Here is a 24,028-nt window from a genome sequence, read left to right on the forward strand (position 1 = left end):
GTTATTGATTTTAATTTTTATACATTATAATATTTATTTTATTAAAAAATAATGAGAGGAATTCAAATGATAAAAATTAAAATCTTTATTACTATTTTATCAAGTATTATAATTCTAAGCTGTTCTGCAAACAATAATACAGCAGAAACAAAATTAACCGATTATTCAGACAAAAATAATTGGCTTAGTATACCTTCAACATCAAATGAAGTAGATGTATTTTATTTATATTCTACAACTTGGACAAGAGCAAATAGTAATGACAGTATAGTATGCCCAATAGACTATGAACCAATGAGAAGTACCATTACAAATTCAATGCTTGAACAAACAGGAATATTCGAAGAAGTTGGAAATGTATATGCTCCGTTTTACAGACAAGCTGATGCTTTATATTTAATGAATACAAATAATAATATAAGCAAAGAAGAACAGGATAAATATTTTTATTCTTCGCCTAAAGAAGATGCAATAGCGGCATTCGATTATTATATAAAAAATTATAATAATGGAAAACCATTCATATTAGCAGGACATTCTCAAGGTGCTATGATGATAAAAGAAATATTAATAGACTATTTCAAAACAAATGAAAATTTAAAAAACAGAATGGTAGCAGCTTATATATTCGGATATTCAGTTACTCAGCAAGATTTAGATGAAAATCCTCATTTGAGATTTGCAAATGGTGAATATGATACAGGAGTAATAATTTCTTATAATACAGAAGCCCCAGATTTTAACGGATATAATCCCGTACTTCTTGAAGGAGCAATTTCAATAAATCCTATATCTTGGACATTAGATGAAACTTTGGCTACTAAAGAACAAAGTTTAGGTGCTAATATATCACATAATTACGGAAACCCTAAAGCTAATATAGTTACAAATGCAGGAAAACCTTCAAAGATAGCCGATGCTAAAGTTGATAAGGCAAGAGGTGTTATAAGATGCAGCACTATAAACATTGATGATTTTTATGTTAGAGGTGGCGGAGTTTTTGAAAAAGGTGTTTACCATGTTTATGATATTGCTCTTTATTATTATGATTTAAAAGAAAATGTAAGAAAAAGAGTAGGAGCTTTTTGGAAATAATTATATAAATTAAGACATAAAAATGGACAGGATAATATATCCCTTATTATCCTGCCCGCAACATGGTTTATAAAATATAAATATACGAAATTATCAAAAGTTAATTAGCAACAAATTCTTTGCCCCTTTTATCTAAAACATTCAAACTTATTGCATTAAGCCTTACAGTTTCATAATTATCTATTTCTAATATTTCTACAACACCAACAACTTCTATCCAATCCTGAGGATTAGGTATATTGCCTTTATAATCGAATTCAAATCCGGCAACCCCATCATATCCGCAGCATCCCGGTCCGTATCTGAATACAAAATTAAGTTTCTCCCCTGTTTCTTTATCAGTAAATCCGTCATATATTCCCTGCAATTTTATTAACTTTCCTCTGTAATCATCAGGATTCAAATAAACATCATTACATTGATTTATAAACATTCTCTCTTTTATCTCTATTACATTATTCATATCAAGTGTTGATGTATCTATTTTATCCTGTTTAAGCTCATTATTATTTTGAGAATTATTAGCAGATTTAGTTCCTACACTGCTATAATCATATTTTTTTTGAGGTATATCCACATAATTTTTTTCTATATCAAACCAACCATCATTGTATTCTTTTTTTGAACAAGAAGAAAATGCTAATAATACAGCAAATAAAAATAATACTTTTTTCATACAATATCCCTCCTTTTATTTAGCCCCTAATTTTATAAACCTTCCTACAATAGAAAAAATTAAAAGCATAGCTAAATTTACCATAACAATGCAAGCTCCTGTAGGATATTCAAGCTGAAAAGAAACTATTATACCTATAAAAAAGCAGAATACAGATAATATAGCCGATGAAATTACCACGCTCTTAAAAGTATTAAATATACGCATAGAGGTAAGTGCCGGAAATATTATCAAACTTGATATAAGCATAGCTCCCATCATTCTCATACCTAATACTATAATCAAAGATGTTAGTATAGATATAAGCATATTATAAAATTCAGCATTTATTCCAACAGCACGGGCAAAATTCTCATCGAATGTTACTAAAAATATTTTATTATAGAAAAGAACATAAAGCACTATAACTACAATACTTACAGCAATACTTATATAAACATCGCTTTTGCTCATAGCAAGTATACTGCCAAACATATAATTACATACATCTGTATTTATACCCGTCTTTACAGTGATGGCTATGATACCAACCGCTAAAGATACACTAGATATCAAAGCAATAGCAGCATCTCCTTTTATTTTACTGTTTTCGCTTAATCTCAAAAGCAGTATTGAAGCAATGGCAACTATAGGTATTGAAAGCTGAAGAGTAGAAAATCCAAACATTAAAGAAAGAGATAAAGCTCCAAATCCTACATTAGAAAGCCCAATACCAATCATAGAATATCTTTTTAAAACCAAATTAACACCTAAAAGTGCTGCACATAATGATACTAATATGCCTACTATAACTGCCCTTACAATGAAGGTATATGAAAAAAGTTCCTGAATCAAAGCAATCATCTCATATCCTCCCCTGATATTTTTCTGTATATATCCGTTTTTGTATAATCTTCTGTGCTTCCGAAGAAAAGAATATTTTTATTTATATGAAGTATTTTATTAGAGTATTTAACAGCATTCGCTATATCATGCGAAACCATTATAATAGTTACTTCATCATTTAATTTTTTTATTAAATTATATAAATCAGCTGTAGCTATAGGGTCAAGTCCTGTAGAAGGCTCATCAAGTATGAGTAATTCTTTAGTAGAACATAATGCTCTAGCTAATGCTACTCTCTGCTGTTGTCCTCCTGATAAATCTTTATATGACTTATTTTTTAAATTTTCTATATTAAGTTTTTTCAAATTATCTAAAGTGATTTTTTTATCTTTAGAAGTGTAAAACGGAAGAAACTTTTTCTTATTCAATCTTCCTGAAATAACAACTTCAAATACGCTTGCTGGAAATGATTTCTGCACTATTCCCTGCTGAGGCAAATACCCTATTTCATTTTTCTTTATACTGTTAAAAGATATACTTCCTTTCTTAGGTTTTATTAATCCTAGTATTGTTTTTATTAAAGTGGTTTTACCAGAGCCATTCTCACCTATTATAGAAAGATAATCTCCTTTATTTAGAGAAAAATTGATATTAGATAATACCTCATTACTATCATAAAATACCGATAAATCTTTTATATTCAACATCAATTTAAACCCTTTTTCAAACTCTCTAAATTATCCCTCATAATAGATAAATATGTAACGCCTGAATCAAATTCATCTTTGCTTACATTTTGTCCTGAATGAAGCTTTAATTTTTCTGCACCTGTTTGTTCTATTAAAGTATTTGCTATTTTTTCATTACTCAATTCTATATAGTATAGATAAGGTATTTTATTGTCTTTAATATAATTCATCAAATAAGCAATAGTTTTTGGGCTAGCATCCACTTGGCTGCTGCATCCTGTAAAAGGCGCTCTATATTCCAATCCGTATTCCTCTGCTAAATATCTGAATGGAAATCTATCTCCAAATACTATATTTTTTCTTTTAGATGAGTTTACTGCATTTCTTATTTCTTCATCTAAAGCTGTTAATTCTTGATTATATTTATCAGCATTTGTTTTATATATACCAGCATTATTAGCATCAATTTCTGATAATGCATTGCATATTGCTGTAACCATTAATTGAGCATTTTTTGGAGAAGTCCATATATGTTCATCATAAACACCTTCATGAGTATGGCTTTCTTCAGTATGATTTTCATGCTCTTCATGATTTGCTTCTTCTTCATAATTATGATCTATATCATGCTCCATACCTTCAACAATCTCTTCATCTAATGCTTTTACATAATCTATAAGTCTTATTATCTTTTTACTATTAGTATTCATAGAAGATATAATTTTTTCAGCCCAAGCCTCACTTTCACCACCTATATAAATAAATACATCAGCATTTTGTATATCTATTACATCAGCAGGTGTAGTATTGAATGAATGAATCTCTATACCTGGTTTTATTATCATTTGAAGATTAACATTATCTCCAGCTATATTTCTAGTAAAATCATATATTGGAAATATTGTAGTTACTACTTTTAGTTTACTATTATCAATTTCTTTATTATTTTCTTTACTGCTTTTATTAGCATCATTACATGAAATAATAATTGAAAATAATAAAGTTAAAACAATTAATATCTTTTTTTGCATTTAAAATCCTTTATATTTAAAAATTATATAACAAATTAAATCATTAAAATATAAAAGATCTTAAATCAATTTATCAGCTTCACTTTCAGGCTTGTGGGGTTATTATTTAAAGAAAATATATACTTTCTTATTTTTACAAAAAATATACATGAAATAGATAAATATATTATTACAGAATTATATATATTATGAAATTTTATTATTTTACTTACTGCTTTCACTATAGAAAATATTTCCATACAAGTTTCGCAGTCCTCACTTAAATGATGTACATGATGATGTGAATGATGAATTACATAAAATGCTGGAAAAACATATACAGATAGGATAAAAACAAGCAGTATTAATATTAATCTCATAATATCGTTATTATAATTGATAATAAATAATTGTCAATTATGAATATTTATTTTTATTGTTCAATATGAAATACATATAATAATATTTTTTATTATAATTCAATATATAAAACAGGGTTATTCATACCTGAAAATATAGGAATTTCTATTAAAAATGCATCTCTTAAATCATAAACATTAACATCTTTTATATCATCATAAGAAGAAAGATAGCATGAACTTACAGTCGGTATATAAGATTTTGAAACTATTAATTTCATTTTCATAGAGCTATACATAGATTCATATTCTTTATATTCAGATGTATTTTCAGAATCTTTAAAAGGTGTAAATAAAAATTTATTTCCATTTCTTACAGGCAATAATGAATTATCATCTTCTGTTATATCACTTTCTTTTAAAACACCATTTACATAAAGTCCTATTTCATTATCATTATTTATATATTTAAATTTAAAATTTCTAGGATAAGAAGTTTTAGCTTCACTTTCCATATCTCTTAATATATCTTCATAATAATAATCAGGAACACCCTCCTCATAACCTTCTGAATAGGCCGCCAATTCTATTAAAGATTTAGACACTGTAACTATTGCAACAACTGTTACATTTTTATTTTCATCTACAGTTACATACTGAGTATAATCTAAACAGCTTACAAAAAATAGACAAAGAAATATAGAAAGTATAATATTTTTCATAAAAATCCTTAATTTTACTTTGTATATAATATCATAAAAATAACAAATAACAATACAATATTATATTTTTACTATTGATATTTATTTTATGATATATTAAAATCAGTGGCAATAAGATACAAATATTTTCGGAGTTATTATATATGTCAAAATTAATCGATAAAAAATTAGCGGATTATATAAATGATGTTGATAGTTCTCTTCCTGCTCCAGGAGGCGGAAGTGTTATGGGAGCTGTAGGAAGTTTGGCTTGTGCATTAGCTGGTATGGTTGGACATCTTACAGTTAATAAAAAAAAGTTCTTGGAATTAAGTCAGCAGGAACAAGATAATTTTAATAAGGCTATAGAAAATATAAGAAATATAAAAAGCAGATTAATGGACATAGTTGATAAGGATGCAGAAAGTTTTAATGCATTTATGGAAGCTATGAAACTTCCTAAAAATACAGATGAAGAAAAAGCAAAAAGAAAAACTGCTATATCTGATGCTGCCAAAAAAGCTATAGATATTCCTTTCAGTGCTTTGAAATCTTGTTATGAATTGATGCCTTTTTTGAAATAGTAATTAAATATGGAAACAGTAATGTTGTTACTGATATTGCTTCAGCTTATGTTTTAGCATTTGCATGTGCTAAAGGCTCTGTACTTAATATTAATATAAATATACCTCTTATAGATGATGATACATTTTTAAATAACATAAAAATAAATACAAAAGAATATATCAATACTATAGAAAATAATTTTATAACATAGAAAAAGAAATATTATTATTTAGAATATAATAAGATAATAATATTTATTATGTTCTTTTTGTATAAAATGATGTTATAAATATAAGATTTGTTATACAAAATTCCAATTTTATTTTTCATATTGATATTTTATTCATATTATGATAATCTTTATCATACAACAAGGGTTTATAAAATATATATTGGAATAAAAATATATTAGATTATCTATATATTTTGACATAATTTACCTAAATTATTTTTTGATATTTTAACAAATATATTTTATTCTTTGACTATATTTTTATAATTTTATTCTTAAAAATCTCTTTATCCTTAATGTTAGTTATATGTATTCTTTTAATAGGAGGTTCGAATGAGTATAACAACTAAACACATGATATCCTTAAGTGAAGAGGAGAAGGAAAAAATCAAAGAATTTATTAAAAAGGAAGGAAAATCAAAAAGACTCATTTCTAGAGCAAATATCATTTTGGCATTAGATGAAAAGAAAAATACAGGACTTACTCACACTGATATAGCAAAACAATATAATGTTACTTATCACACAGTAGTAAACATTATTAATGAATATGTTAAATCAGGATTAGATGAAACTCTAACATATAAGAGAAATCCTAACAGTAATAGGAAAAAGAAACAGGCCAATTGAAATTAATGATATTTCTATGTGCGGGATGAATTATTTTTCTGAAATTATTTTTAATAATCTCGCACATGAAATGATATCAGCATCTATATCTTCAAACATATACTCTACATTTTCATATACATTACTTATCAAATTAATACCAAAATTAATTCCTTTATCAATGTTTCCTGTCATAGCCAAATCATCTGTAATAATTACCCCATTAAAGCCTAAATCTTTTTCTAATATATCAGCATATTTTTTTGACATACTAGCAGTATTTTTATTGTCTATATATTTATTTTTTATATGAGCAACCAAAACCATTTCTGCCCCTGCATCTATACCGCTTTTAAAAGGAATAAACTCATTTGATAATAATTCATTTGTAGTTTTATTAATGCTTGGAAAATCGTTATGAGAGTTTACAGCAGTATCTCCATGTCCCGGAAAATGTTTTAATACACTTATAATTCCTGCATCTCTTTGAGCCTTAACTGTATTTGAAACCATTTCAGCAACTATATTAACATTCGTTGAAAAACTTCTATTATATAGATAAGAATTTGTATCATTAGGAATATCGCATAAAGGTCCTAATATCATATTAATTCCTAAATCCAATAAGAACTTAGATTTTTGATAAGCTATATTATAAGCATATTCTGCACTATTTGAATCTCCTATATTCTTTGGAGATATATTTTTTAACTTATCAAAATTAATGCGATTGACCTCCCCTCCTTCCTGATCTATAGAAATTAACATATTTGGGTTAACATATTTCCTTAAATCTGATGTTAACTTTTTTAGCTGTTTTTCATCTGTAATATTATAATCAAATAGTATTACACCCATTATATGATTATCTTTAAGAGTTTTAATAGTCTCTTCTGAAAGCACCTTATCCTTTATACCTACCATCAAAAGTAAACCTTTTCTCTCTTTATCACTCATTTCTGCTACTTTATCTATATAAGATGATAAATCAGGATAAGATTGTTTTAACTCATCTATATAACTTTGTTCTTCCATAACACTAGAAGCACTTTTACATGCATAAAATAATAATAATATTAAAAACAAAGTTAATACTATATTTATAATCTTTCTATTAATTTTAATACTTTTGAACATACTTCCAGATCCATTTCTTTTATATTATTTTTTATCATATTCTTTATATTTTTATTTCTATAATAATTATAGGAAAAAACATTAATTCCATAACTAATTATATTTTTACTGTCATTAATATAATCAGTCATTATAATGCCTTTAAACTTCATATTGTTAATAAGAAAATCTTTGTATTTATCAGCATTCTTTATATGCGACATCACTATAATATCCGCATTAGCTTTTATTCCTGCTAAAAATGTTTCTCTATTATCCAATACGTTTTCTACATTATCTATTTTTTCATCTATATATAACTCATCATCATAGTATTTTGGAAAATATTTTAATGCAGTTATAATTCCTGCATCTTTCTGAGCTTTTACAGTTTGATATATGAGTCTTGAAGCAAGTATTTTATCATTTGTAAATATATTCTCTTTTAAATGTGATTTTTCATTACAATAGGTATTGCATATAGGCGATAAAATCATATTAATACCTAAAGACTTTAATTTTAATGCTCTTTCATAGGCTATTTTATAAGCATATTCTTCGCTTTCTCTCTCCCCTATATAACTAGGATAAACTTTAAACTTCTGATGATAGGCTATATTATAAGTGGATTTATAATCCTGATCCAATGCTATGAATATTTTTCTATTAATACTTCTTTTAATAGTTTTTATAATATTATAAAGCGTATCAATATCCAAATTATCAATATTTATTATAATTCCTGATATTTTAGTTGTATTTATTATGTTAATTAATTCATTATCATAATTCTTTACAGATATAAAAGTTAATATTTCTTTATCATTATCAATATTATTTAAATATGTTTTTTCCTCATTATTATTAAAATGAGTGATGAATAAAAAAACTAATACAAAAAGTAGTATTATAGTAATTATGATAATATAAAGCATTATTATTTAATTCAAATACTTAATTATGTTAAGTGCAATATACTCAGCATCTTCTTCCTTTAATGTGCTGTATAAAGGCAATGTTATTTGATTTTTATATAAATTAAATGCATTTTTATAATCATCCATTTTGTAACCCAAATCTATATAAGCCTTATGTGCTGGCAAAGGCAAATAATGAACATTTAATGTTATACCTAATTCTGACATTTTATCTATAAATAAATCTCTGTCTTCTTCTTCAAAATCTTGTATTCTTATTAAATATAAATGATATGAAGATTCACTGTGATCATCTTTGAAATTAGGAAGTATTATTCTTTTATTTTTACTTAAAATATAATTATATATATCTACTATTTTTTTTCTGTGATTAAGCATTGAATCATATCTTCTTAACTGCGATAAACCAATAGCAGCATGCAAATCGCTCATATTACATTTATATCCAGGCAATTCTATATTATATCTCCAAGCACCTTTACCGCCTTTGTTTTTATCGAAAGCACTTTTATTTTGTCCATGTAAAGATAATATAGAAAGTTCTTTATATATATCATCAGCATTTAAATTTCCTATATCATTAAAAGACAATGCTCCACCTTCTGAAGTTGTTATATTTTTTACAGCATGAAAAGAGAAAGAAGACATATCAGCCTGCGAACCTGTTCTTTTTCCTTTATAAACGGCACCTATTGAATGAGCTGCATCAAGTAAAAATAATGGTCTTTTTAATTCTTTTTGATATTTGTTTTCTGATGCATTAAATAATTCTTTTTTACTCTCTAAAATTTTTATAATAGCATCATAATCGCAAGGTTTTCCGCCAATATCAACTGCAATAACAGCTTTAGTTTTATTAGTTATAGCTTTTTCAAGTCTTTCTAAATCTATATTAAAATCATCTTCTTTGGCATCTATAAATACTACTTTAGCACCCAAATGAACTACAACATTAGCAGTAGAAGCATAAGTATAAGCAGGCACTATTACTTCATCACCATCGCCTACTCCAAATATTTTTAAAGCCAATTCCATAGCTGAAGTGGCACTGGAAAATAATTTTACTCTTTTTACATCTATATATTTGCAAAGTTCTTCTTCAAATTCTTTATTTACTGTACCTGTTGTAATCCAGCCCGATTTTAATACATTAACTACTGCATTAATTTCGCTGTCTGTTATATCTGGAGGTGAAAAAGGTATTTTCTTATTCATAGTTTATCCCTTACATACAATATTATGTTTAGTTTACATATTAAAAGATTATGTTTACTAAATAATTAATATATAACATATAAAAAATAAATCAATAAGAATTCATATAAATTATTTGACAAAAAAACATCAAAGATATAATATCTATTGCTAATAAAAATTGTTTTATCTTTATTAATAAAACAATTTTTATAATTACTTTTAATATTTAAAAGATTATTTGTACTGATATTATGCTTAGTATAGAAAATTTAATAATTATAATAATAGGCTGTTCCATAGCAGGTTTTGTTGATGCTGCTGCAGGAGGCGGCGGACTTATAAGTTTGCCTGCTTATTTGATAGCCGGAATTCCTCCTCATACTGCATTAGCTACAAATAAATTTACTTCAACATCAGGAGCTATAGTTTCTGCTTTTACATTTTTCAAAAATGGTAAACTTACAACCAAACTAATAAAGTTTTTAATACCAATGACAATATTAGGCTCTATTGTGGGTGTTCAGGTCATAGTATTAATAGATGCTAAAATATTGCAGCCTTTAATAATGATACTTATTTTAGCCGTTGGTATTTACACTTTATTTTCAAAAACTTTCGGTACAGAAAATCAATTCGATGAAAATAATCTAAAAACTAAAAACTATATAGTAGGAATGTTTCTTGCTTTTCTTTTGGGTTTTTATGATGCGGTATTCGGACCTGGTACAGGAAGTTTTTTAATAATGTTTTTTGTACTTTATTATAAAATGGATTTTCTTCTTGCCTCTGGTAATGCTAAGGCTTTGAACCTCACAAGCAATTTATGTTCATTAATAATATTTGCTATAGAGGGAAAAGTAAACTATATGGCTGGTGTATTCGTTATACCTTTCATAATGACATCAACTTACTTCGGTGCTAAGTTCGCTATAAAGAAAGGAATAAAAGTTATAAAACCAATATTCGTAAGTATTTCCTTACTAACTACATTAAAAATTTTATTAGATATAATTAGATAACAATATAGTAGTATATAGTGAAATTTTTCAAATTTGTTAATTTTTTATTGTTCTTTTTCCCGCCGCAAAAAGAACCAAAAAGTGCAATTATAAAATTAGTACTAAATAATACTAAAATTGTTTTACCTGTAAGATAAATTATTAATTTTTGTATAATAATAGGTAATCAACCGCACATATAGTTGACATTTGATAAGATGAAACAGTGCCGTGCGGGAAGGTGCCTCAGCTCGCGGTTGACAAACTTAAAAATTTTCAGTATATATCAAATAATCATAAATTCTCTTTCAAAAGATTATAAAGCTTAATCATAGCTTCAGCAATTTCCTCTGGGCTGTCTTTTTCTGTATCTATATTATAACGATAAACATAATTTTTATCTTCATAAAACTTACAAAATATTTTATTTATTTCTAAATTTAATTTTTTCTTAAAATATTATATTTCTTATTATCATTTAAATTATACAAGTAAATATGAAGAAAAAACAATCTTTACTACTCTCCAATATCAACTCAACTTCTCCATTACAAAAACTATATTTTATATTATGAGAATATCCTTCTTGATATATATCATTAATAATTTTTCTTTCAGTCAAAAAAATATAATATTTTGATTTATCATTATTTTTTAAATACTCTAATACTTTTTCTGTAAACTCAATATGTGGTTTAACTATTATGTGAATTTGTTTTTGGTTAATAATATCTATAACACTAGTAAATATTTTTCTATATTCTTCCGCGTCCTCTACAGTTTGTATGTCTTTAAAAATATTGGCTTCCAATAGTTCTTGTATTTTTGATTTTGTCATATCAAGCTCCTTTGTATTATTGCTTATCATGTTGGCATTATGTATAGTCTGTATAATAGCAGATTTCAAAAGCCTATAATCTTTTATATATTTATTATCATTATCTTTAAATAAAATATTTGAATCATGAAGAAAAGAATATTTTTCATTTTCTAAAATATTCTCAAGCCATAAAGCTATATCGCTATGCTTTAATGTTTGAAAATTATTTCCAAGTTCTTTTTTGGATTTTTCTGATAAAGTATAAGGCTCATAGCCTGAAGGAGTGAGAAAAATCATATATAAATTTTTATAATTATCTTTTTTCTTATTCTGATAATAATCATCTAATTGATTATCTTGCTCTCCAGCGTATATTTTATTTTCTATTATAATTGCAAAGTCTTTTTTATAAGATATAAATAAATCTATTCTTCTGCTACCTGCATATTCTTCTCTTTTTATTTTTATATCTAAATGATTTATTTCTTCTAATTCTTCAATATTTTTTAATCCATAATAACCCCATTTAAATTTATCATTTAAATAAATTAGAAAATCTTTAACAAAACTTAATTCAGTACCTTCATTCTCTATATTTATTTTAAGAAACTTGGCAAGTAAATTACTATTATAATTCTCATGTCTTTGTAAATTTACCACATCAAATATACAAAACTGAGGAGGAAATTTTTTCATTTCATTTTTTACTTTTTCTATTATTATTTTAATTTTAGAGAAGATTTCATTTAATCTATTTGTTTTTAATTCTTCTTCATATAAAAATGATTTATGAATAGAATATATAGTATTGCTTACAGCGTTATATTTTTCTTCTTCATCTTTTTTGAATTCATTTATTAAAGTTAATAATATGTTTTCAATAATTTCTTTATTCATATATTGAGTATAATAAACAAGAATAAAAAAATCAATTAATTTAATATTTAAAAAATTATTTACACACCCCACCCTATATACTTATTATTTTATTTCAAATTTTAATCTTTATTTCCTTACTGCTTCAAATAAAAAAGCATGCCCGCCCAAGTTTTGATTAGATTTATAATTAACTAAACGCACGATTAAGAAAGTATTTTTAATATTAATAATATTGTGTATTATAACTTAATTTATATTTTTTATATTACTTACCGTGCGGTATTGAATTTGTTAATTAAATAAAAATTAATGATTGACATTTTGTAAGTTTTATAATAGAGTAATTGACTATGCGGAGTGGGTAAACGCGGTATTTAAGTAACTAATACTGAGGAAAGTCCGTACCTCTAAAGGGCTTCATGCAAGCTAACGGCTTGAAGGCGAAAGCCTATGGAAAGTGCAGCAGAAAATATACCGCCAATTTGGTAAGGGTGAAAAGGCATGGTAAGAGCATACCGCATTCGTGGCGACATGAATGGCAGTGTAAACCCCATGAGAGGCAAGAGCAAACAGAAACGGATTGCCCTTTTCCTATGTTTCAGGTGGCTCGCTAAAGCATTGTAGTGATATAATGCACAGATAAATGTTTACCTTAAATGACAGAATACGGCTTATAGCTCCGCTTTTTATTATAATTTATACATCATCAAATTAAAAATAGTTAAATAATATTGTTATTTTTTTATTATGAATATATTATTTATCAATCATAAATAAAAATTGGTAAATAAATGGTAAGTATAATTATAACAACTAAAAACTCAGAAAATTTTATCGCTGATTGTATCAATGCAGTAAAAAATTCTAATTATAAAGATACAGAAATAATACTAGTAGATAACAGCTCAACTGATAGAACCGTAGAAATAGCCAAAGAATTAGGAGCAAAAACTTTTATAAAAGGCCCTGAGCGTTCTGCACAAAGAAATTATGGAGCTGAAATGTCAAGCGGTGAAATAATAGGATTTTTAGATGTTGACATGACTATATCAGAAAATGTTATAACAGAATGTTTAGAATTTTTTGAAAATAATAAAGATGTGCAGGCTCTTTATATACCAGAAAAAATTTATGGAAATACTTTTTTTAACAGAGTAAGAAATTTTGAACGTTCTTTTTATGATGCCACAGTTATAGATGCTGTTAGATTCTTTAGAAGAGAAGCATTCATAAAAATAGGCGGTTTTGATTTAAATTTAAATTCTGCAGAAGATTGGGATATAGATAGAAGAATAAAAGAAATAGGAAAAGTTGATATAATAAAATCACCATTATATCATCATGAAAATCATACTCTAAAACAATATATAATAAAAAAAAGTTATTATGCTTCAAGCTTCAATAATTATTTCAATAAATGGGGACATGATGAAACAACTAAAAAACAATTTGGTATGTTTTATCGTTATATAGGCGTATATGTAGAAAAAGGAAAATGGAAAAAATTATTACTACACCCTATTTATTCAATATCAATGTACTTCCTAAGATTTTTAATAGGTGTTGTTTATATACTTTCAAAATTTAATATATCAAAGAAAGAAAATGTTTACAAGGATAAAAAATGATAAATATAAATAATAAAAAGTTATTAATAATACTTTCAGTAACAGCTATTATCATTGGAATATTTTTAAGATTTTATATATACAATAAAACAATTCTAGGTAATCCTCCAAGATTAGATGAACAGTATCAATTCTATCAAACAAAAAAACATATTAAAGAAAAAAGATTACCAATTGAAGGTGCATTTTTAAATACTCCTGAAACTTATGATAGCGAAGAGGATTCAAGAGTACCAGGAGGTTATTTTTATTTAACATATATGATTAAATATTTAATCGGTGGGCAAACTTACGAAGGTGCAAGACTTGTTAATTTAATTACTTCTATATTAATAAGTATTATATTTTTTGTTTGGCTTTATAAGAGATTTTCACTCACTACGTTTACTATTATTTTAATGCTGATGTCGGTTAATGTGTATTTTCTAAGGGCAGGAAATGATATATATAATCCTCATAACCCTTTTATATTATCATTTATATTTTTACCTGTACTTTATGAATATTTATATAATGAAAAAAAATTTATATACGCTGTTTTATTATTTCCTATATTAGCTTTATCAGCACAATGTCATTTTTCCAACTTTTTTTCTATAATTCCTTCATTAATAGTGTTTTTAATAATAAGATGGAAAAAAGATACTAAAAAAAATATTATTCCTTTATCAATAGGTGTATTTATATCATTTTTAACATATCTTCCTTATTTGATATATCAATTCAAAAATAACTTTGAAAGTTTATCAAAAATATTGGGTAGAAAATCAGAATTAGCTCATTATGTAATACAGCCTCCTCAAATTTATTCTATATTTCTATTTACTACTAATGAATCCGGAGGTAAATATACTAATGGAATAAAAGACATAATAAATGCATATTTTGGAAGCAACCCTTTATATGCTTTTACTTTTATATTTTATATATTATCATTACTATTTGCATTAACAGCATTAATATATACTTATAAACATTTCTTTACTAAAAAAATGGTGACAGATAATGATAAAAAAACAAATGCCTTAAAAGATTTATTATTTTTCTATATTGTATATATAATTTCTACTATAGTATTTTATATGGTAGGCGGTATTGCCGGAGGAGGAAGACCTCATTATTTTTATTCATCATTTACTTTAGGATTCGTACCTATAATCTATTTTATAGAAAATATAAATTATATAAAATCGAAATATATTAACTATATTTGTTTATATGCTTTATTAAATATGATTGCAATCTTTATTTATAGAATATAACTAAAATTCTATAATACCATTAAATATATGTTTATCTCTCCATTTCATAAACTCTTCAAAGGTTGTAATATTATATTTTAAAACGGCTTTATAGTATTCTATACCCATTATTTTTATATCATTAGGAGTTTCATATTTTAATTTTAATATTATATTTCTTTTTTCTTCAGTAAGCATATTCATTATATCATCAGCAACTTTTTCAAAATATCCGTCATAATAAGAACCTTCCAGTATATGAATGATATCAATCTGCCAATTTTCATTATCATCTTTATCATTGCCTTTATAAAACAAATGCCATTCTATACAATGCTCCTCTGTTTCTATTAAATTCGTATAAGTAATTTTTTGTATTTTTTTATTTGAAGCTATTTTTGATATTGCTAAAAAACTTTTTTCTATATTTAATTCAGGTGTATAAACATGAAAATCAATATCTCTATTTTTCATTAATAGCCCCATTTTTAAAGAACCTACTAAATTAATTCTTGCCCCAATACCTTTAAAAGCATTTTCAATATCAAGCTCTTTTACAATATCAAATGCTTTTTTCTGATTGTTATTAGCAATTTCTATAATTTTATTAATATCATTATTCATAATTTAACTCTGCAATTAAATAGTAAAAATAAAAAAGAAACAGTTATCTAAATTAAAGATAAACTATTTCTTTTTATTATTCAATAAATTATAATATTTTATTTTGTTTTATTTTGTTCTAGGTCCGAATTTAAATCCTAATTGTATACCTATATCAAAACTAGAGTAACTCACTTCATCAACTACTAAAGTATTATTACCTAAATTCCAATTTGGAAGCCCTGTATTAATGAAATATAAATTAGGTTCTACTCCAAAATCATATCCAAGATATAAACCTATATTAAATGCCATCTTTTCTGTAAAGAAAATAGAATAATCAAAAGTAAATTTTATATAAGGAATAACACCTGTTTTGAAATTTCTTTTCATATAATCCGAATCTATTTTTGTATCAGTACTAATTGATCCAATTTTTGAATGATAATTTCCAGCCATAGGAAATTTAATACCTCCTCCAATTCCTACAGAAAAATTAAAGAAGTTAAATTTAGGAAGTATACCAATCTGTATACTTTCAAAAGAATATGTATATGAAATATTTTTATCAAGTTTACTAATATAAGAATAAGTATCATGACTATATCCTACTTCACCAAGAACACTTAATCCCAATTTATCAGTAAATTTAAACATATAACCAAGCTGAGCAGTCACACCTATATCAAAACCAACTCCACTATTTCTTCCTACATTATTTCTTATTTCACCATTAAGCCAAACATCAAGGTTTTCAGCTCTATCAGTTAAATCATAATCATAAACACCAACACTCATTCCAATAGGTACATTCAATATAAACTCAAAACCGCCGTTAACCGCAAATGATGTGGATGCAATAGCGATAAACATTATAATAGAAAGTATTATTTTTCTCATAAGTTTTCATACTCCTTAATAATTTAATATGTATATTTAAACTTTAACATTTTAAAGATATTTTACAATACAAAAATTATTATTTTACATATATTTAATATGAAATATTGATATATATGTATAATAATTTTAATAAAAAACAAATTATATAGATGTTCAATTTTAATAATACTTTACATTCTTGACAATTTAAAATTTTATAGTATAAAGAATTAACATAATATTAATTCTATTGAATATCATAAGGAAAATAAATGAAAAAAGGCAAAAAATCTGAAATAAAAAAATTAAGAGTGAAAAAGCATAAAAATCTTTTACTTGTGAAAAGCGACAGCGAAGAAGATATAAAAAATTGGAAATAATAAGAGATATACTCATAAATGATAATGAAGATCAATCTAAATATGATTTGCATAATTATTTTTTGAATAATAAAGGAGAAGCTATTTTCAAACATCTGCCTTTTTTTGATATATATGAAAGGCATTTCTCTAAATATAGAGGTAAAGATATTAATATGATGGAAATTGGTGTTGGAAGCGGAGGAGCTGTGAAGATGTGGAGGGAATATTTCAGAAACAATAACCCTGATGCAAATATCAACATATATGCAATAGATAGAAACCCTAAATGCAAACAATTTGAACAAGATAATATAAAAATCTTCATAGGCTCTCAAGATGACAGAGAATTTTTAAAAGAAGTAAAAAGCCAAATTCCAAAATTAGATATTTTAATAGATGATGGCGGACATAGAATGAATCAGCAAATAACTACTTTTGAAGAGATGTATGAACATGTAAAAGATGATGGAATTTATTTATGTGAAGATGTTTATACTTCATATTGGCCTAATTTCGGAGGCGGTTATAAAAATCCTAATTCATATATAGAATACACAAAAAATTTAATAGACTCCCTTAATGCCTATTGGGCTACTGAAGAAGATGATTTATACCCAAATGCTTTTACAGACAGTGCCTACTCTATTCATTATTATGACGGTATAGTAATAATAGAAAAAAGAAAAAGAGATACCAGATATAATGATATATGTCAGCAGGCTATTATAGGAAAAACTAAAGAATGATTAATAGTAAATATGAAATAAATTTTTAAAAGATTTTATAAAAAATAAAACTATTAAATTTTATTTTCCTTTTCTTTTTGCTAATATATAAGCAAAACTATCAAAATATTTCATAATGCTTTCATCTGTATTATATTCATTATCCCCAAGCAAATAATCACATAAAACTTCTCTAAGCCTTGTAAATTCTTTTATACTATGTTTTTTGTATTGGGCTAATATAGTCAAGTCAATAAGCTCTAAAGCTCTATATGCAGCATTTTTAGAATATTCAAAATTATTTTTATTTTTAAATTTTATTGCTCTGTAAACTTCACTTCCAATATTAGCCATCTGTTCGGCAAGACTCAAAGTATTCCATTTTCCATTTGCTGAATCTTTATGCATATAACTCATAAATATACCTATTACTTAATTATTAAATTATTTAATATTTCTATTATTTTATTTCTAATATTTTCATCTTCAACATATCTGCTTCTATTATTATCAGCAGGTCTTATATTAATTAAAGAATCAAACTCTATAAAATCTTCATCATCTAATTCAGGATAAATATTAATACCCCATAAATTCTTTTGTAAAGAACCATTTTCTATGAGTAAAGATTCCAAATCACTATGAAGCTCCGCATCTAAAGCTAATTCATTTTTTTCTATATCAACAACACCTTTAACCATATCAGTAAAAAAATTTCCAAGCATATTCTTAATTTCTGAAACTTCAATACTTTCTTTTATAATTATCATAAAATATTAATACTCCATAAACATATTTAATTAACATAATATTAACGGAAATGTAATTTTTTATAAAGTAAATTTAATATCATCTATATGTATGTATGAATGTTTTTTATAATTTATATTCCGATAATAAGAATAGTTTTTATTATTGTTATAAAAATAATAAAAATTTAAATGCTATAATTAATGCTAATTTTAAAGCTATAAATGAGCAGTTTAAACTAACTAAGGAAGTTGTAAGCTTATTAAAAGCGAGTTTATAGCTAGCAATAATAAAAAAAGTGAGCCAAAACCAGCAAGTAGGTTATTGCAGGCGTACCAAGTAGGCACCATACAGGTGGGTGAACATAGCAATAATAAAAAATTTTTACTAATAATAAAAATATAAAAATTGTGAGCGTATAGCAAATTTATTTGCTATACTTTTTTGGCGAACAATTTTTATTAATAATAAAAAAATAATAAAAGAATTTTAGATTATTACGAAAATGGAAACGATATAAAAATCATTTCTATATTAAAACAGGAGATAAAAAATGAGAGTTACTGAACAAGCCCAATTTAATAGAACAGTTAGTACAATAAAAAGAAACTATAATGAGATGGAAGCTTCTCAAACTAGATTATCTACTGGTCAAAGGGTGCAGTACCCTCACCAGAATGTTACTTCAACTATTAATTCTATATACTATAGAACTAGAATGTCTTCAGTAGACAGATATCAAAGCAATATAGTTGATGGAAAAGAAAAATTAAGCGTAGCACATGATTCTATGTCAGCTATCACTCAGGCCTTGAATAGAGCAAGAGATTTAGCAGTTCAAGGTGCAAACAGCACTTACGGAGCAGATGACAGAGCAAAAATGGCTATGGAAGTAGAAGAAATGATAGAGAGAATATATGATATATCAAAAACTCAAAGCAAAGGTGAGTATATATTCTCAGGAACAAGTATAAAAACAGCACCTTTCAGAGCATTCTACGGATATGATGAAAAAGCAGGCCGTTCTATCGTAAAATCCGTTATGTATGAAGGCGATGGAAATGCTCAAAACAGAGAAGTAGAAAATGGACAACTTATCAATGTAGCAACTCCAGGTAATTATGCTTTCTGGGGTACTGATATGGAAATAATATCTACAACAGATGCTTCAACTTATGTTGCTGCTGAAGATCAGGATATTATGATAGATGATATGGTTGTAAATATTAAACAAGGCGATAATATTGAAGCCATAGTTCAGAGAATAAATGATGCTAATGGTAATGTAAGTGCAAGTATAGGAGATTTAAGAGGCGGAGAAAAAGTTATACAATTAAAAACAGGTTCTCCTCATAAAATACTTTTACAAGATTTAGCAGGCGGTACAGTTTTACAAGATATAGGATTAGTAAGAGAAGGTGCTGCTAATAATCTAGAAAACAACTATGAACCTAGTGCTTTAGTTACAGGAAAAAGCGTATTTGAAACTCTTATTTATTTAAGAGATGCTATGCTTAATGATGATGTAAGAGCTATAGGAAGTGAGGCTTTAGGTTATATAGATAGTTCTTTGGATAATGTTGCTACTGTTCAGGCTAATGCATCTTCTAAAGTTACAAGACTTGATATGGGTTATGCTAGCTTTGAAGATCAGAAATTAGCTATTGAAGAGGCTTTGGCTAAAAATGAAAATATTGACTATGCTGAAGAAATTGTTAATTTCAATATGTGGCAATATGCTCATAATGCTTCATTACAAACAGCAGGAAGATTATTAGGCAGAACTCTTATGGATTATTTAAGATAATCTAAATAAGATAAAAAATAAAATGCTGACAATATAAAATATTATTAATGTATAAAAGGAAATAATTATATGCCGGAAATAGAATCTAGGATACTAGGAAAAATAGAAGTTTCAGATGATTCATTATATCACTTAAATGGTACTATATTAGCATTTGAGGCTTATGATGAATTTTATCTTGTCAATATGGACGAGGAAGGAACTTTTAAAATACTTCAGTCTAAAGATGATAAAAATGTATGCTTTATACTTATAGATCCATTTTTAATATTCAAAAATTATGAACCTGATGTACATGATGATGATATAAAATATTTAGGTATAGAGAATAATGAAGATTTATACCTTCTTACTATTGTCAGCATTCCAAATAGTGATTTTAAATCTATGAGTGCTAATTTAGTAGCCCCTGTAGTTTTTAATATAAAAAATCACAAAGCTAAACAGTGTACCGTTTCAGGTGATAAATACACTACTAGACATTCTATTCTTTTAGAAGATAATGATTCCAATACAGAAGAAAGGAGTTCATAACAATGCTTGTACTTTCTAGAAAAATCAATCAAAGCATAGTAATAGGAGATAATATAGAAATAATGCTCGTAGATATACGAGGCGATCAAATCAAACTAGGTATTAATGCTCCTAAAAATGTAAAAATATTCAGAAAAGAAGTTTATGAAGAAATAGAAAGCCAAAACTTAGAGGCATCAAAAGAGGCTACTGCTGATAAATTGAATATTTTAAGTAATTTTGTTAAAAATAAATTTGGTAAAAAACAATAATAAACAATCTTATTTTTTCTTAAAACTATTCTAAAATCTAATATTAATTATATTTTTGAATCATAATAAAGTTTACTATCTACTATCAGCTTGTAAATGGATTAATTAAACTTCTATTTTTTATTAAATTAATAGGAGTTAAAATTATATATGATATTAGAAAATTGAATAATGATATTATAGCCGAAAATATTAACAGCATATTATATGTTTCTAGAATTCTATTAAAAAACTGATTTATAAAAATAGGAATATCCAATTTAAAAAATACTTTCATTATAATAAATAATGTGTTTAATATTAATGACAAAGCAAATATAACTATAATACCTTTTGAAGCATGTGAAATATCAGCAGGGCTTAACTCCATATGAGAAGCTATTGCTATTGATAAATATAAAAATATCCAAAAAGTAATATTCTTAAAAGAAGAATACGCTATCACATTTTTGATAATATTGATAAATATATTATAGGTATATACAAATATATTTGATATTGTATAGTAGAATATTGAAAGTATATCCGAATTAAATACTTGTTTATATTTAATGACAGGTATTTCAAATACATTATTCTTTAATTCAGGGGCTAGCAATATAAATAATAAATAAACTATTAAAGTTCCAATAATAATCGGCCCTACCCCTATAAAAAAATTGCCCATTTGCTGATACCAACTTCTTGAATCATAACTATGAAGAACATATCCTATAGTATCAGATTTTGTGTTAAATAATTTTATATCATTAATTTTATGTTTGAATAATAAACAAAATAAGGCATGTGATAGTTCATGTATAGGAGTGCCTATCCAGCCTGTAATATATACTTCTGTTTTAGAGCCTAATGTTTTAGCAAATATTCTTCTAGTGATAGATGATAGAACATATAAAATAAATCCGAATATTATAATACTTCCAAATGATCTAAATAAATCTATTATAGTTTTAGATAGTATTATAACTATAAAATAAAAAAAATCTTTTATCATTTTTAATTCCGTATGTGAATTTATCGGAAGAAAACACCTTTTAATTTACTTTTTGAATGATGTAAAAAATAGGCACTTGAAAAAATAGTGTTTCTGCTATAAACTAGTGTAGCAATTAAATTATATAAAATATATAATTATATTTACACTATTTACATTATTAAATAAAATCTGTTTTGTAATATGAGTATAAGACAAGTGGAGAAAAAATGAAAAAAATAATATTCCTGATGCTGTTAATATTAAATTCTTTTGCTTTTGCTATAGACGATATAGTAGATAAAGATAATATGCATAACTTGATAGAAGGAGTTACTTCAACAAGATTTGGATCTGATAGAGTAAGTACAATATACGATTTTGCTCCGCTTATGAATCATAACACCCCTTTCAAATTAGGAGTATCAATATTAGATTTATCACATATAGTAAATAATAGTTATACAAATGCTGATGGAGGAAGAAAATTAGCATTTCTACCTAAAGGTTTTGTAGGGTTAAGTTACGGTATATTTGGCTTTGGATATCAATTTAATTTATATAATGAGCTTAGTGAAAAAAAGATGCCTGTTGCTCATAGCCATTCATTTTCTTTTGGTTTAGCTACAGAAAAATATAGATTTACATTACCTTTCTCATTTTCTCTTGGAGATGAAAAATATTATGGTGGAAAATTATCATTAAGTACAACACCTAAATTTTCTTTTATGTTTAGAGGCGGTTTATTAGATGAATTTACTATGTCGCTTCATTATGGTATACAGCTTTCAACTGTTACAAATGATGTAGCAGGAACACAAATAGCTCCTATGGTATTAGGAGGATCTGTATACGGAAGTATAATGCTTACAAGATTTGATAATTATCCTGTACAAATAAGTCTTCCTGTAAAATTGGCTTTCTATTATGGTATAGGAGCTAGATGGGCTACTATAGATGCAGGATATGCAGAAGATGCTTTACTTAACTATCTTTATGATGATGAAGGTGGAAGATCTACTGACAGTATGTATTTCTATGTATTGTTGCCAGCGAAATTCGAGGCTAAATTAGGAGCTATATATACTTATGTAATGCCTAGACTTATGTTTGAGGGTAAAATATATAAGGTAGATGGTGAATATAATTTGCATTATGGAGTTGAGGGAGAAGTTCGAGTGACTCTAGTAGAAAATTTCACATTTGGTTTGACTGGATATGCTGAAGGTCAGGGAATAATGAAAAAAAGTGCTGACTTCAATATATATAATGCATTTGGCGGCGGAATAGATGTTTGGGGAATTTGGAGATACTAATTAGATTATAATAGTAAAACAATAAAAATATATAAAGCAATGTATAAACAAAATGCATTGCTTTTTTATATGCATCATAACAAAACTTTACTGATATTTTATTAAGTAAATTTAGTAATATTTTTTATTATTGCTATCCTACCCTACATCTAATACTCTATACTTGATAATCTATATAATAATAAATTAATTGATCTGTAAAGCTAATCTATTGAACTTAGTTTTTATATTTTATAACAACTTAT

The 24,028-nt window shown here is 25.7% G+C and carries 24 protein-coding genes, 1 other RNA gene and 1 pseudogene; 12 read left to right on the plus strand and 14 right to left on the minus strand.

Annotated elements, in window-relative coordinates; genetic code table 11:
- Window positions 1–51 precede the first annotated feature (51 nt).
- Entirely contained in the window at window positions 52–1,095 is a 1,044-nt protein-coding gene (locus BINT_RS09680) for a DUF3089 domain-containing protein (protein WP_014488395.1), read from the plus strand.
- Between the two features lie 100 nt (window positions 1,096–1,195).
- On the opposite strand, the gene BINT_RS09685 is transcribed toward BINT_RS09680, so the two are convergent.
- The 5 genes from BINT_RS09685 to BINT_RS09705 form a co-directional block, all read right to left on the minus strand.
- Window positions 1,196–1,771, minus strand: a complete 576-nt coding sequence (locus BINT_RS09685) for a TIGR03943 family putative permease subunit (protein WP_014488396.1) — start codon at window positions 1,769–1,771, stop codon at window positions 1,196–1,198.
- Window positions 1,772–1,786: 15 nt separating this feature from the next.
- Complete coding sequence (locus BINT_RS09690; protein ID WP_014488397.1) at window positions 1,787–2,614, minus strand: metal ABC transporter permease; 828 nt, start codon at window positions 2,612–2,614, stop codon at window positions 1,787–1,789.
- Window positions 2,611–3,303 (minus strand): metal ABC transporter ATP-binding protein, encoded by a 693-nt coding sequence (locus BINT_RS09695; protein WP_014488398.1) that lies wholly within the window; start codon window positions 3,301–3,303, stop codon window positions 2,611–2,613. Before BINT_RS09695 ends, BINT_RS09690 begins: the two co-directional genes overlap by 4 nt.
- Window positions 3,303–4,316, minus strand: coding sequence for a metal ABC transporter substrate-binding protein (locus tag BINT_RS09700; protein ID WP_014488399.1), 1,014 nt, complete (start codon window positions 4,314–4,316; stop codon window positions 3,303–3,305). Before BINT_RS09700 ends, BINT_RS09695 begins: the two co-directional genes overlap by 1 nt.
- A gap of 451 nt (window positions 4,317–4,767) precedes the next feature.
- Window positions 4,768–5,376 carry a hypothetical protein gene (locus BINT_RS09705; RefSeq protein ID WP_014488400.1) on the minus strand — a complete coding sequence of 203 codons (609 nt, stop codon included), beginning with the start codon at window positions 5,374–5,376 and terminating at the stop codon, window positions 4,768–4,770.
- Between the two features lie 227 nt (window positions 5,377–5,603).
- On the opposite strand from BINT_RS09705, the pseudogene BINT_RS09710 reads away from it, so the two are divergent.
- Window positions 5,604–6,133: pseudogene (locus BINT_RS09710) on the plus strand (cyclodeaminase/cyclohydrolase family protein).
- Window positions 6,134–6,487: 354 nt separating this feature from the next.
- The gene (locus BINT_RS09715; RefSeq protein ID WP_008724686.1) at window positions 6,488–6,784 is read left to right on the plus strand and encodes a helix-turn-helix domain-containing protein; all 297 of its coding nucleotides are present in this window, start codon (window positions 6,488–6,490) and stop codon (window positions 6,782–6,784) included.
- 30 nt (window positions 6,785–6,814) lie between these two features.
- Here the strand turns inward: BINT_RS09715 and BINT_RS09720 are convergent, their stop codons facing one another.
- Genes BINT_RS09720 through BINT_RS09730 form a run of 3 tightly spaced genes read right to left on the minus strand, consistent with a single transcriptional unit; the run spans window position 6,815 to window position 10,032 of the window.
- On the minus strand, window positions 6,815–7,900 hold the full coding sequence (locus tag BINT_RS09720) for a glycoside hydrolase family 3 N-terminal domain-containing protein (protein WP_041177386.1): 1,086 nt from the start codon (window positions 7,898–7,900) through the stop codon (window positions 6,815–6,817).
- Window positions 7,864–8,814, minus strand: a complete 951-nt coding sequence (locus tag BINT_RS09725) for a glycoside hydrolase family 3 N-terminal domain-containing protein (protein ID WP_014488403.1) — start codon at window positions 8,812–8,814, stop codon at window positions 7,864–7,866. Before BINT_RS09725 ends, BINT_RS09720 begins: the two co-directional genes overlap by 37 nt.
- Before the next feature lie 6 nt (window positions 8,815–8,820).
- On the minus strand, window positions 8,821–10,032 hold the full coding sequence (locus BINT_RS09730; protein WP_014488404.1) for a DegT/DnrJ/EryC1/StrS family aminotransferase: 1,212 nt from the start codon (window positions 10,030–10,032) through the stop codon (window positions 8,821–8,823).
- A gap of 233 nt (window positions 10,033–10,265) precedes the next feature.
- Here BINT_RS09730 and BINT_RS09735 point away from each other — a divergent pair, with 233 nt between their 5' ends.
- Window positions 10,266–11,033: a sulfite exporter TauE/SafE family protein gene (locus tag BINT_RS09735; RefSeq protein ID WP_014488405.1), complete on the plus strand. Its 768-nt coding sequence runs from the start codon at window positions 10,266–10,268 to the stop codon at window positions 11,031–11,033.
- A gap of 457 nt (window positions 11,034–11,490) precedes the next feature.
- Here BINT_RS09735 and BINT_RS09740 read toward each other — a convergent pair whose 3' ends face one another.
- On the minus strand, window positions 11,491–12,729 hold the full coding sequence (locus tag BINT_RS09740; protein ID WP_014488406.1) for a PDDEXK-like family protein: 1,239 nt from the start codon (window positions 12,727–12,729) through the stop codon (window positions 11,491–11,493).
- A gap of 331 nt (window positions 12,730–13,060) precedes the next feature.
- On the opposite strand from BINT_RS09740, the gene rnpB reads away from it, so the two are divergent.
- The 3 genes from rnpB to BINT_RS09755 all read left to right on the plus strand — a co-directional run bounded on the left by rnpB (window position 13,061) and on the right by BINT_RS09755 (window position 15,601).
- An RNA gene (gene rnpB / locus BINT_RS14485) (RNase P RNA component class A) lies at window positions 13,061–13,401 on the plus strand.
- 101 nt (window positions 13,402–13,502) lie between these two features.
- Window positions 13,503–14,339 (plus strand): glycosyltransferase, encoded by an 837-nt coding sequence (locus BINT_RS09750; protein ID WP_014488407.1) that lies wholly within the window; start codon window positions 13,503–13,505, stop codon window positions 14,337–14,339.
- On the plus strand, window positions 14,336–15,601 hold the full coding sequence (locus BINT_RS09755; RefSeq protein ID WP_014488408.1) for a hypothetical protein: 1,266 nt from the start codon (window positions 14,336–14,338) through the stop codon (window positions 15,599–15,601). Before BINT_RS09750 ends, BINT_RS09755 begins: the two co-directional genes overlap by 4 nt.
- Here BINT_RS09755 and BINT_RS09760 read toward each other — a convergent pair whose 3' ends face one another.
- Window positions 15,602–16,204 carry a hypothetical protein gene (locus BINT_RS09760; protein ID WP_014488409.1) on the minus strand — a complete coding sequence of 201 codons (603 nt, stop codon included), beginning with the start codon at window positions 16,202–16,204 and terminating at the stop codon, window positions 15,602–15,604.
- Window positions 16,205–16,312: 108 nt separating this feature from the next.
- Window positions 16,313–17,083, minus strand: coding sequence for a hypothetical protein (locus tag BINT_RS09765; RefSeq protein WP_014488410.1), 771 nt, complete (start codon window positions 17,081–17,083; stop codon window positions 16,313–16,315).
- A gap of 352 nt (window positions 17,084–17,435) precedes the next feature.
- On the opposite strand from BINT_RS09765, the gene BINT_RS09770 reads away from it, so the two are divergent.
- Entirely contained in the window at window positions 17,436–18,173 is a 738-nt protein-coding gene (locus tag BINT_RS09770) for a class I SAM-dependent methyltransferase (protein ID WP_014488411.1), read from the plus strand.
- A gap of 60 nt (window positions 18,174–18,233) precedes the next feature.
- On the opposite strand, the gene BINT_RS09775 is transcribed toward BINT_RS09770, so the two are convergent.
- Window positions 18,234–18,569: a hypothetical protein gene (locus BINT_RS09775; RefSeq protein WP_014488412.1), complete on the minus strand. Its 336-nt coding sequence runs from the start codon at window positions 18,567–18,569 to the stop codon at window positions 18,234–18,236.
- Between the two features lie 11 nt (window positions 18,570–18,580).
- Window positions 18,581–18,922, minus strand: a complete 342-nt coding sequence (locus tag BINT_RS09780) for a DUF5674 family protein (RefSeq protein ID WP_014488413.1) — start codon at window positions 18,920–18,922, stop codon at window positions 18,581–18,583.
- A gap of 533 nt (window positions 18,923–19,455) precedes the next feature.
- Between BINT_RS09780 and BINT_RS09785 the strand changes: the two genes are divergently transcribed.
- From BINT_RS09785 to csrA, 3 genes are all read left to right on the plus strand, one after another.
- Entirely contained in the window at window positions 19,456–20,709 is a 1,254-nt protein-coding gene (locus BINT_RS09785) for a flagellar hook-associated protein 3 (RefSeq protein WP_014488415.1), read from the plus strand.
- A 69-nt stretch (window positions 20,710–20,778) separates the two neighbouring features.
- Window positions 20,779–21,243 (plus strand): flagellar assembly protein FliW, encoded by a 465-nt coding sequence (gene fliW / locus BINT_RS09790; RefSeq protein WP_014488416.1) that lies wholly within the window; start codon window positions 20,779–20,781, stop codon window positions 21,241–21,243.
- 2 nt (window positions 21,244–21,245) lie between these two features.
- Complete coding sequence (gene csrA, locus BINT_RS09795; protein WP_008727916.1) at window positions 21,246–21,494, plus strand: carbon storage regulator CsrA; 249 nt, start codon at window positions 21,246–21,248, stop codon at window positions 21,492–21,494.
- Window positions 21,495–21,579: 85 nt separating this feature from the next.
- Here csrA and BINT_RS09800 read toward each other — a convergent pair whose 3' ends face one another.
- The gene (locus tag BINT_RS09800; protein ID WP_014488417.1) at window positions 21,580–22,488 is read right to left on the minus strand and encodes a hypothetical protein; all 909 of its coding nucleotides are present in this window, start codon (window positions 22,486–22,488) and stop codon (window positions 21,580–21,582) included.
- A gap of 209 nt (window positions 22,489–22,697) precedes the next feature.
- Here BINT_RS09800 and BINT_RS09805 point away from each other — a divergent pair, with 209 nt between their 5' ends.
- Window positions 22,698–23,783 (plus strand): hypothetical protein, encoded by a 1,086-nt coding sequence (locus BINT_RS09805; protein WP_014488418.1) that lies wholly within the window; start codon window positions 22,698–22,700, stop codon window positions 23,781–23,783.
- The last annotated feature ends 245 nt before the right edge of the window (window positions 23,784–24,028 follow it).

This window comes from Brachyspira intermedia PWS/A (assembly GCF_000223215.1).
GTDB classification, from domain to species: Bacteria; Spirochaetota; Brachyspiria; order Brachyspirales; family Brachyspiraceae; genus Brachyspira; species Brachyspira intermedia.

Excerpts from the sequence above, each read along its gene's own strand:
- BINT_RS09805 (WP_014488418.1), top strand. The coding sequence starts at position 22,698 with ATGAAAAAAATAATATTCCTGATGCTGTTAATATTAAATTCTTTTGCT.
- BINT_RS09715 (WP_008724686.1), top strand. The coding sequence starts at position 6,488 with ATGAGTATAACAACTAAACACATGATATCCTTAAGTGAAGAGGAGAAG.
- BINT_RS09720 (WP_041177386.1), bottom strand. The coding sequence starts at position 7,900 with ATGTTCAAAAGTATTAAAATTAATAGAAAGATTATAAATATAGTATTA.
- csrA (WP_008727916.1), top strand. The coding sequence starts at position 21,246 with ATGCTTGTACTTTCTAGAAAAATCAATCAAAGCATAGTAATAGGAGAT.
- BINT_RS09705 (WP_014488400.1), bottom strand. The coding sequence starts at position 5,376 with ATGAAAAATATTATACTTTCTATATTTCTTTGTCTATTTTTTGTAAGC.
- BINT_RS09730 (WP_014488404.1), bottom strand. The coding sequence starts at position 10,032 with ATGAATAAGAAAATACCTTTTTCACCTCCAGATATAACAGACAGCGAA.
- BINT_RS09785 (WP_014488415.1), top strand. The coding sequence starts at position 19,456 with ATGAGAGTTACTGAACAAGCCCAATTTAATAGAACAGTTAGTACAATA.
- BINT_RS09685 (WP_014488396.1), bottom strand. The coding sequence starts at position 1,771 with ATGAAAAAAGTATTATTTTTATTTGCTGTATTATTAGCATTTTCTTCT.
- BINT_RS09680 (WP_014488395.1), top strand. The coding sequence starts at position 52 with ATGAGAGGAATTCAAATGATAAAAATTAAAATCTTTATTACTATTTTA.
- BINT_RS09760 (WP_014488409.1), bottom strand. The coding sequence starts at position 16,204 with ATGAATAATGATATTAATAAAATTATAGAAATTGCTAATAACAATCAG.
- BINT_RS09765 (WP_014488410.1), bottom strand. The coding sequence starts at position 17,083 with ATGAGAAAAATAATACTTTCTATTATAATGTTTATCGCTATTGCATCC.
- BINT_RS09800 (WP_014488417.1), bottom strand. The coding sequence starts at position 22,488 with ATGATAAAAGATTTTTTTTATTTTATAGTTATAATACTATCTAAAACT.
- BINT_RS09780 (WP_014488413.1), bottom strand. The coding sequence starts at position 18,922 with ATGATAATTATAAAAGAAAGTATTGAAGTTTCAGAAATTAAGAATATG.
- fliW (WP_014488416.1), top strand. The coding sequence starts at position 20,779 with ATGCCGGAAATAGAATCTAGGATACTAGGAAAAATAGAAGTTTCAGAT.
- BINT_RS09690 (WP_014488397.1), bottom strand. The coding sequence starts at position 2,614 with ATGATTGCTTTGATTCAGGAACTTTTTTCATATACCTTCATTGTAAGG.
- BINT_RS09725 (WP_014488403.1), bottom strand. The coding sequence starts at position 8,814 with ATGCTTTATATTATCATAATTACTATAATACTACTTTTTGTATTAGTT.
- BINT_RS09750 (WP_014488407.1), top strand. The coding sequence starts at position 13,503 with ATGGTAAGTATAATTATAACAACTAAAAACTCAGAAAATTTTATCGCT.
- BINT_RS09735 (WP_014488405.1), top strand. The coding sequence starts at position 10,266 with ATGCTTAGTATAGAAAATTTAATAATTATAATAATAGGCTGTTCCATA.
- BINT_RS09740 (WP_014488406.1), bottom strand. The coding sequence starts at position 12,729 with ATGAATAAAGAAATTATTGAAAACATATTATTAACTTTAATAAATGAA.
- BINT_RS09775 (WP_014488412.1), bottom strand. The coding sequence starts at position 18,569 with ATGAGTTATATGCATAAAGATTCAGCAAATGGAAAATGGAATACTTTG.
- BINT_RS09695 (WP_014488398.1), bottom strand. The coding sequence starts at position 3,303 with ATGTTGAATATAAAAGATTTATCGGTATTTTATGATAGTAATGAGGTA.
- BINT_RS09700 (WP_014488399.1), bottom strand. The coding sequence starts at position 4,316 with ATGCAAAAAAAGATATTAATTGTTTTAACTTTATTATTTTCAATTATT.
- BINT_RS09755 (WP_014488408.1), top strand. The coding sequence starts at position 14,336 with ATGATAAATATAAATAATAAAAAGTTATTAATAATACTTTCAGTAACA.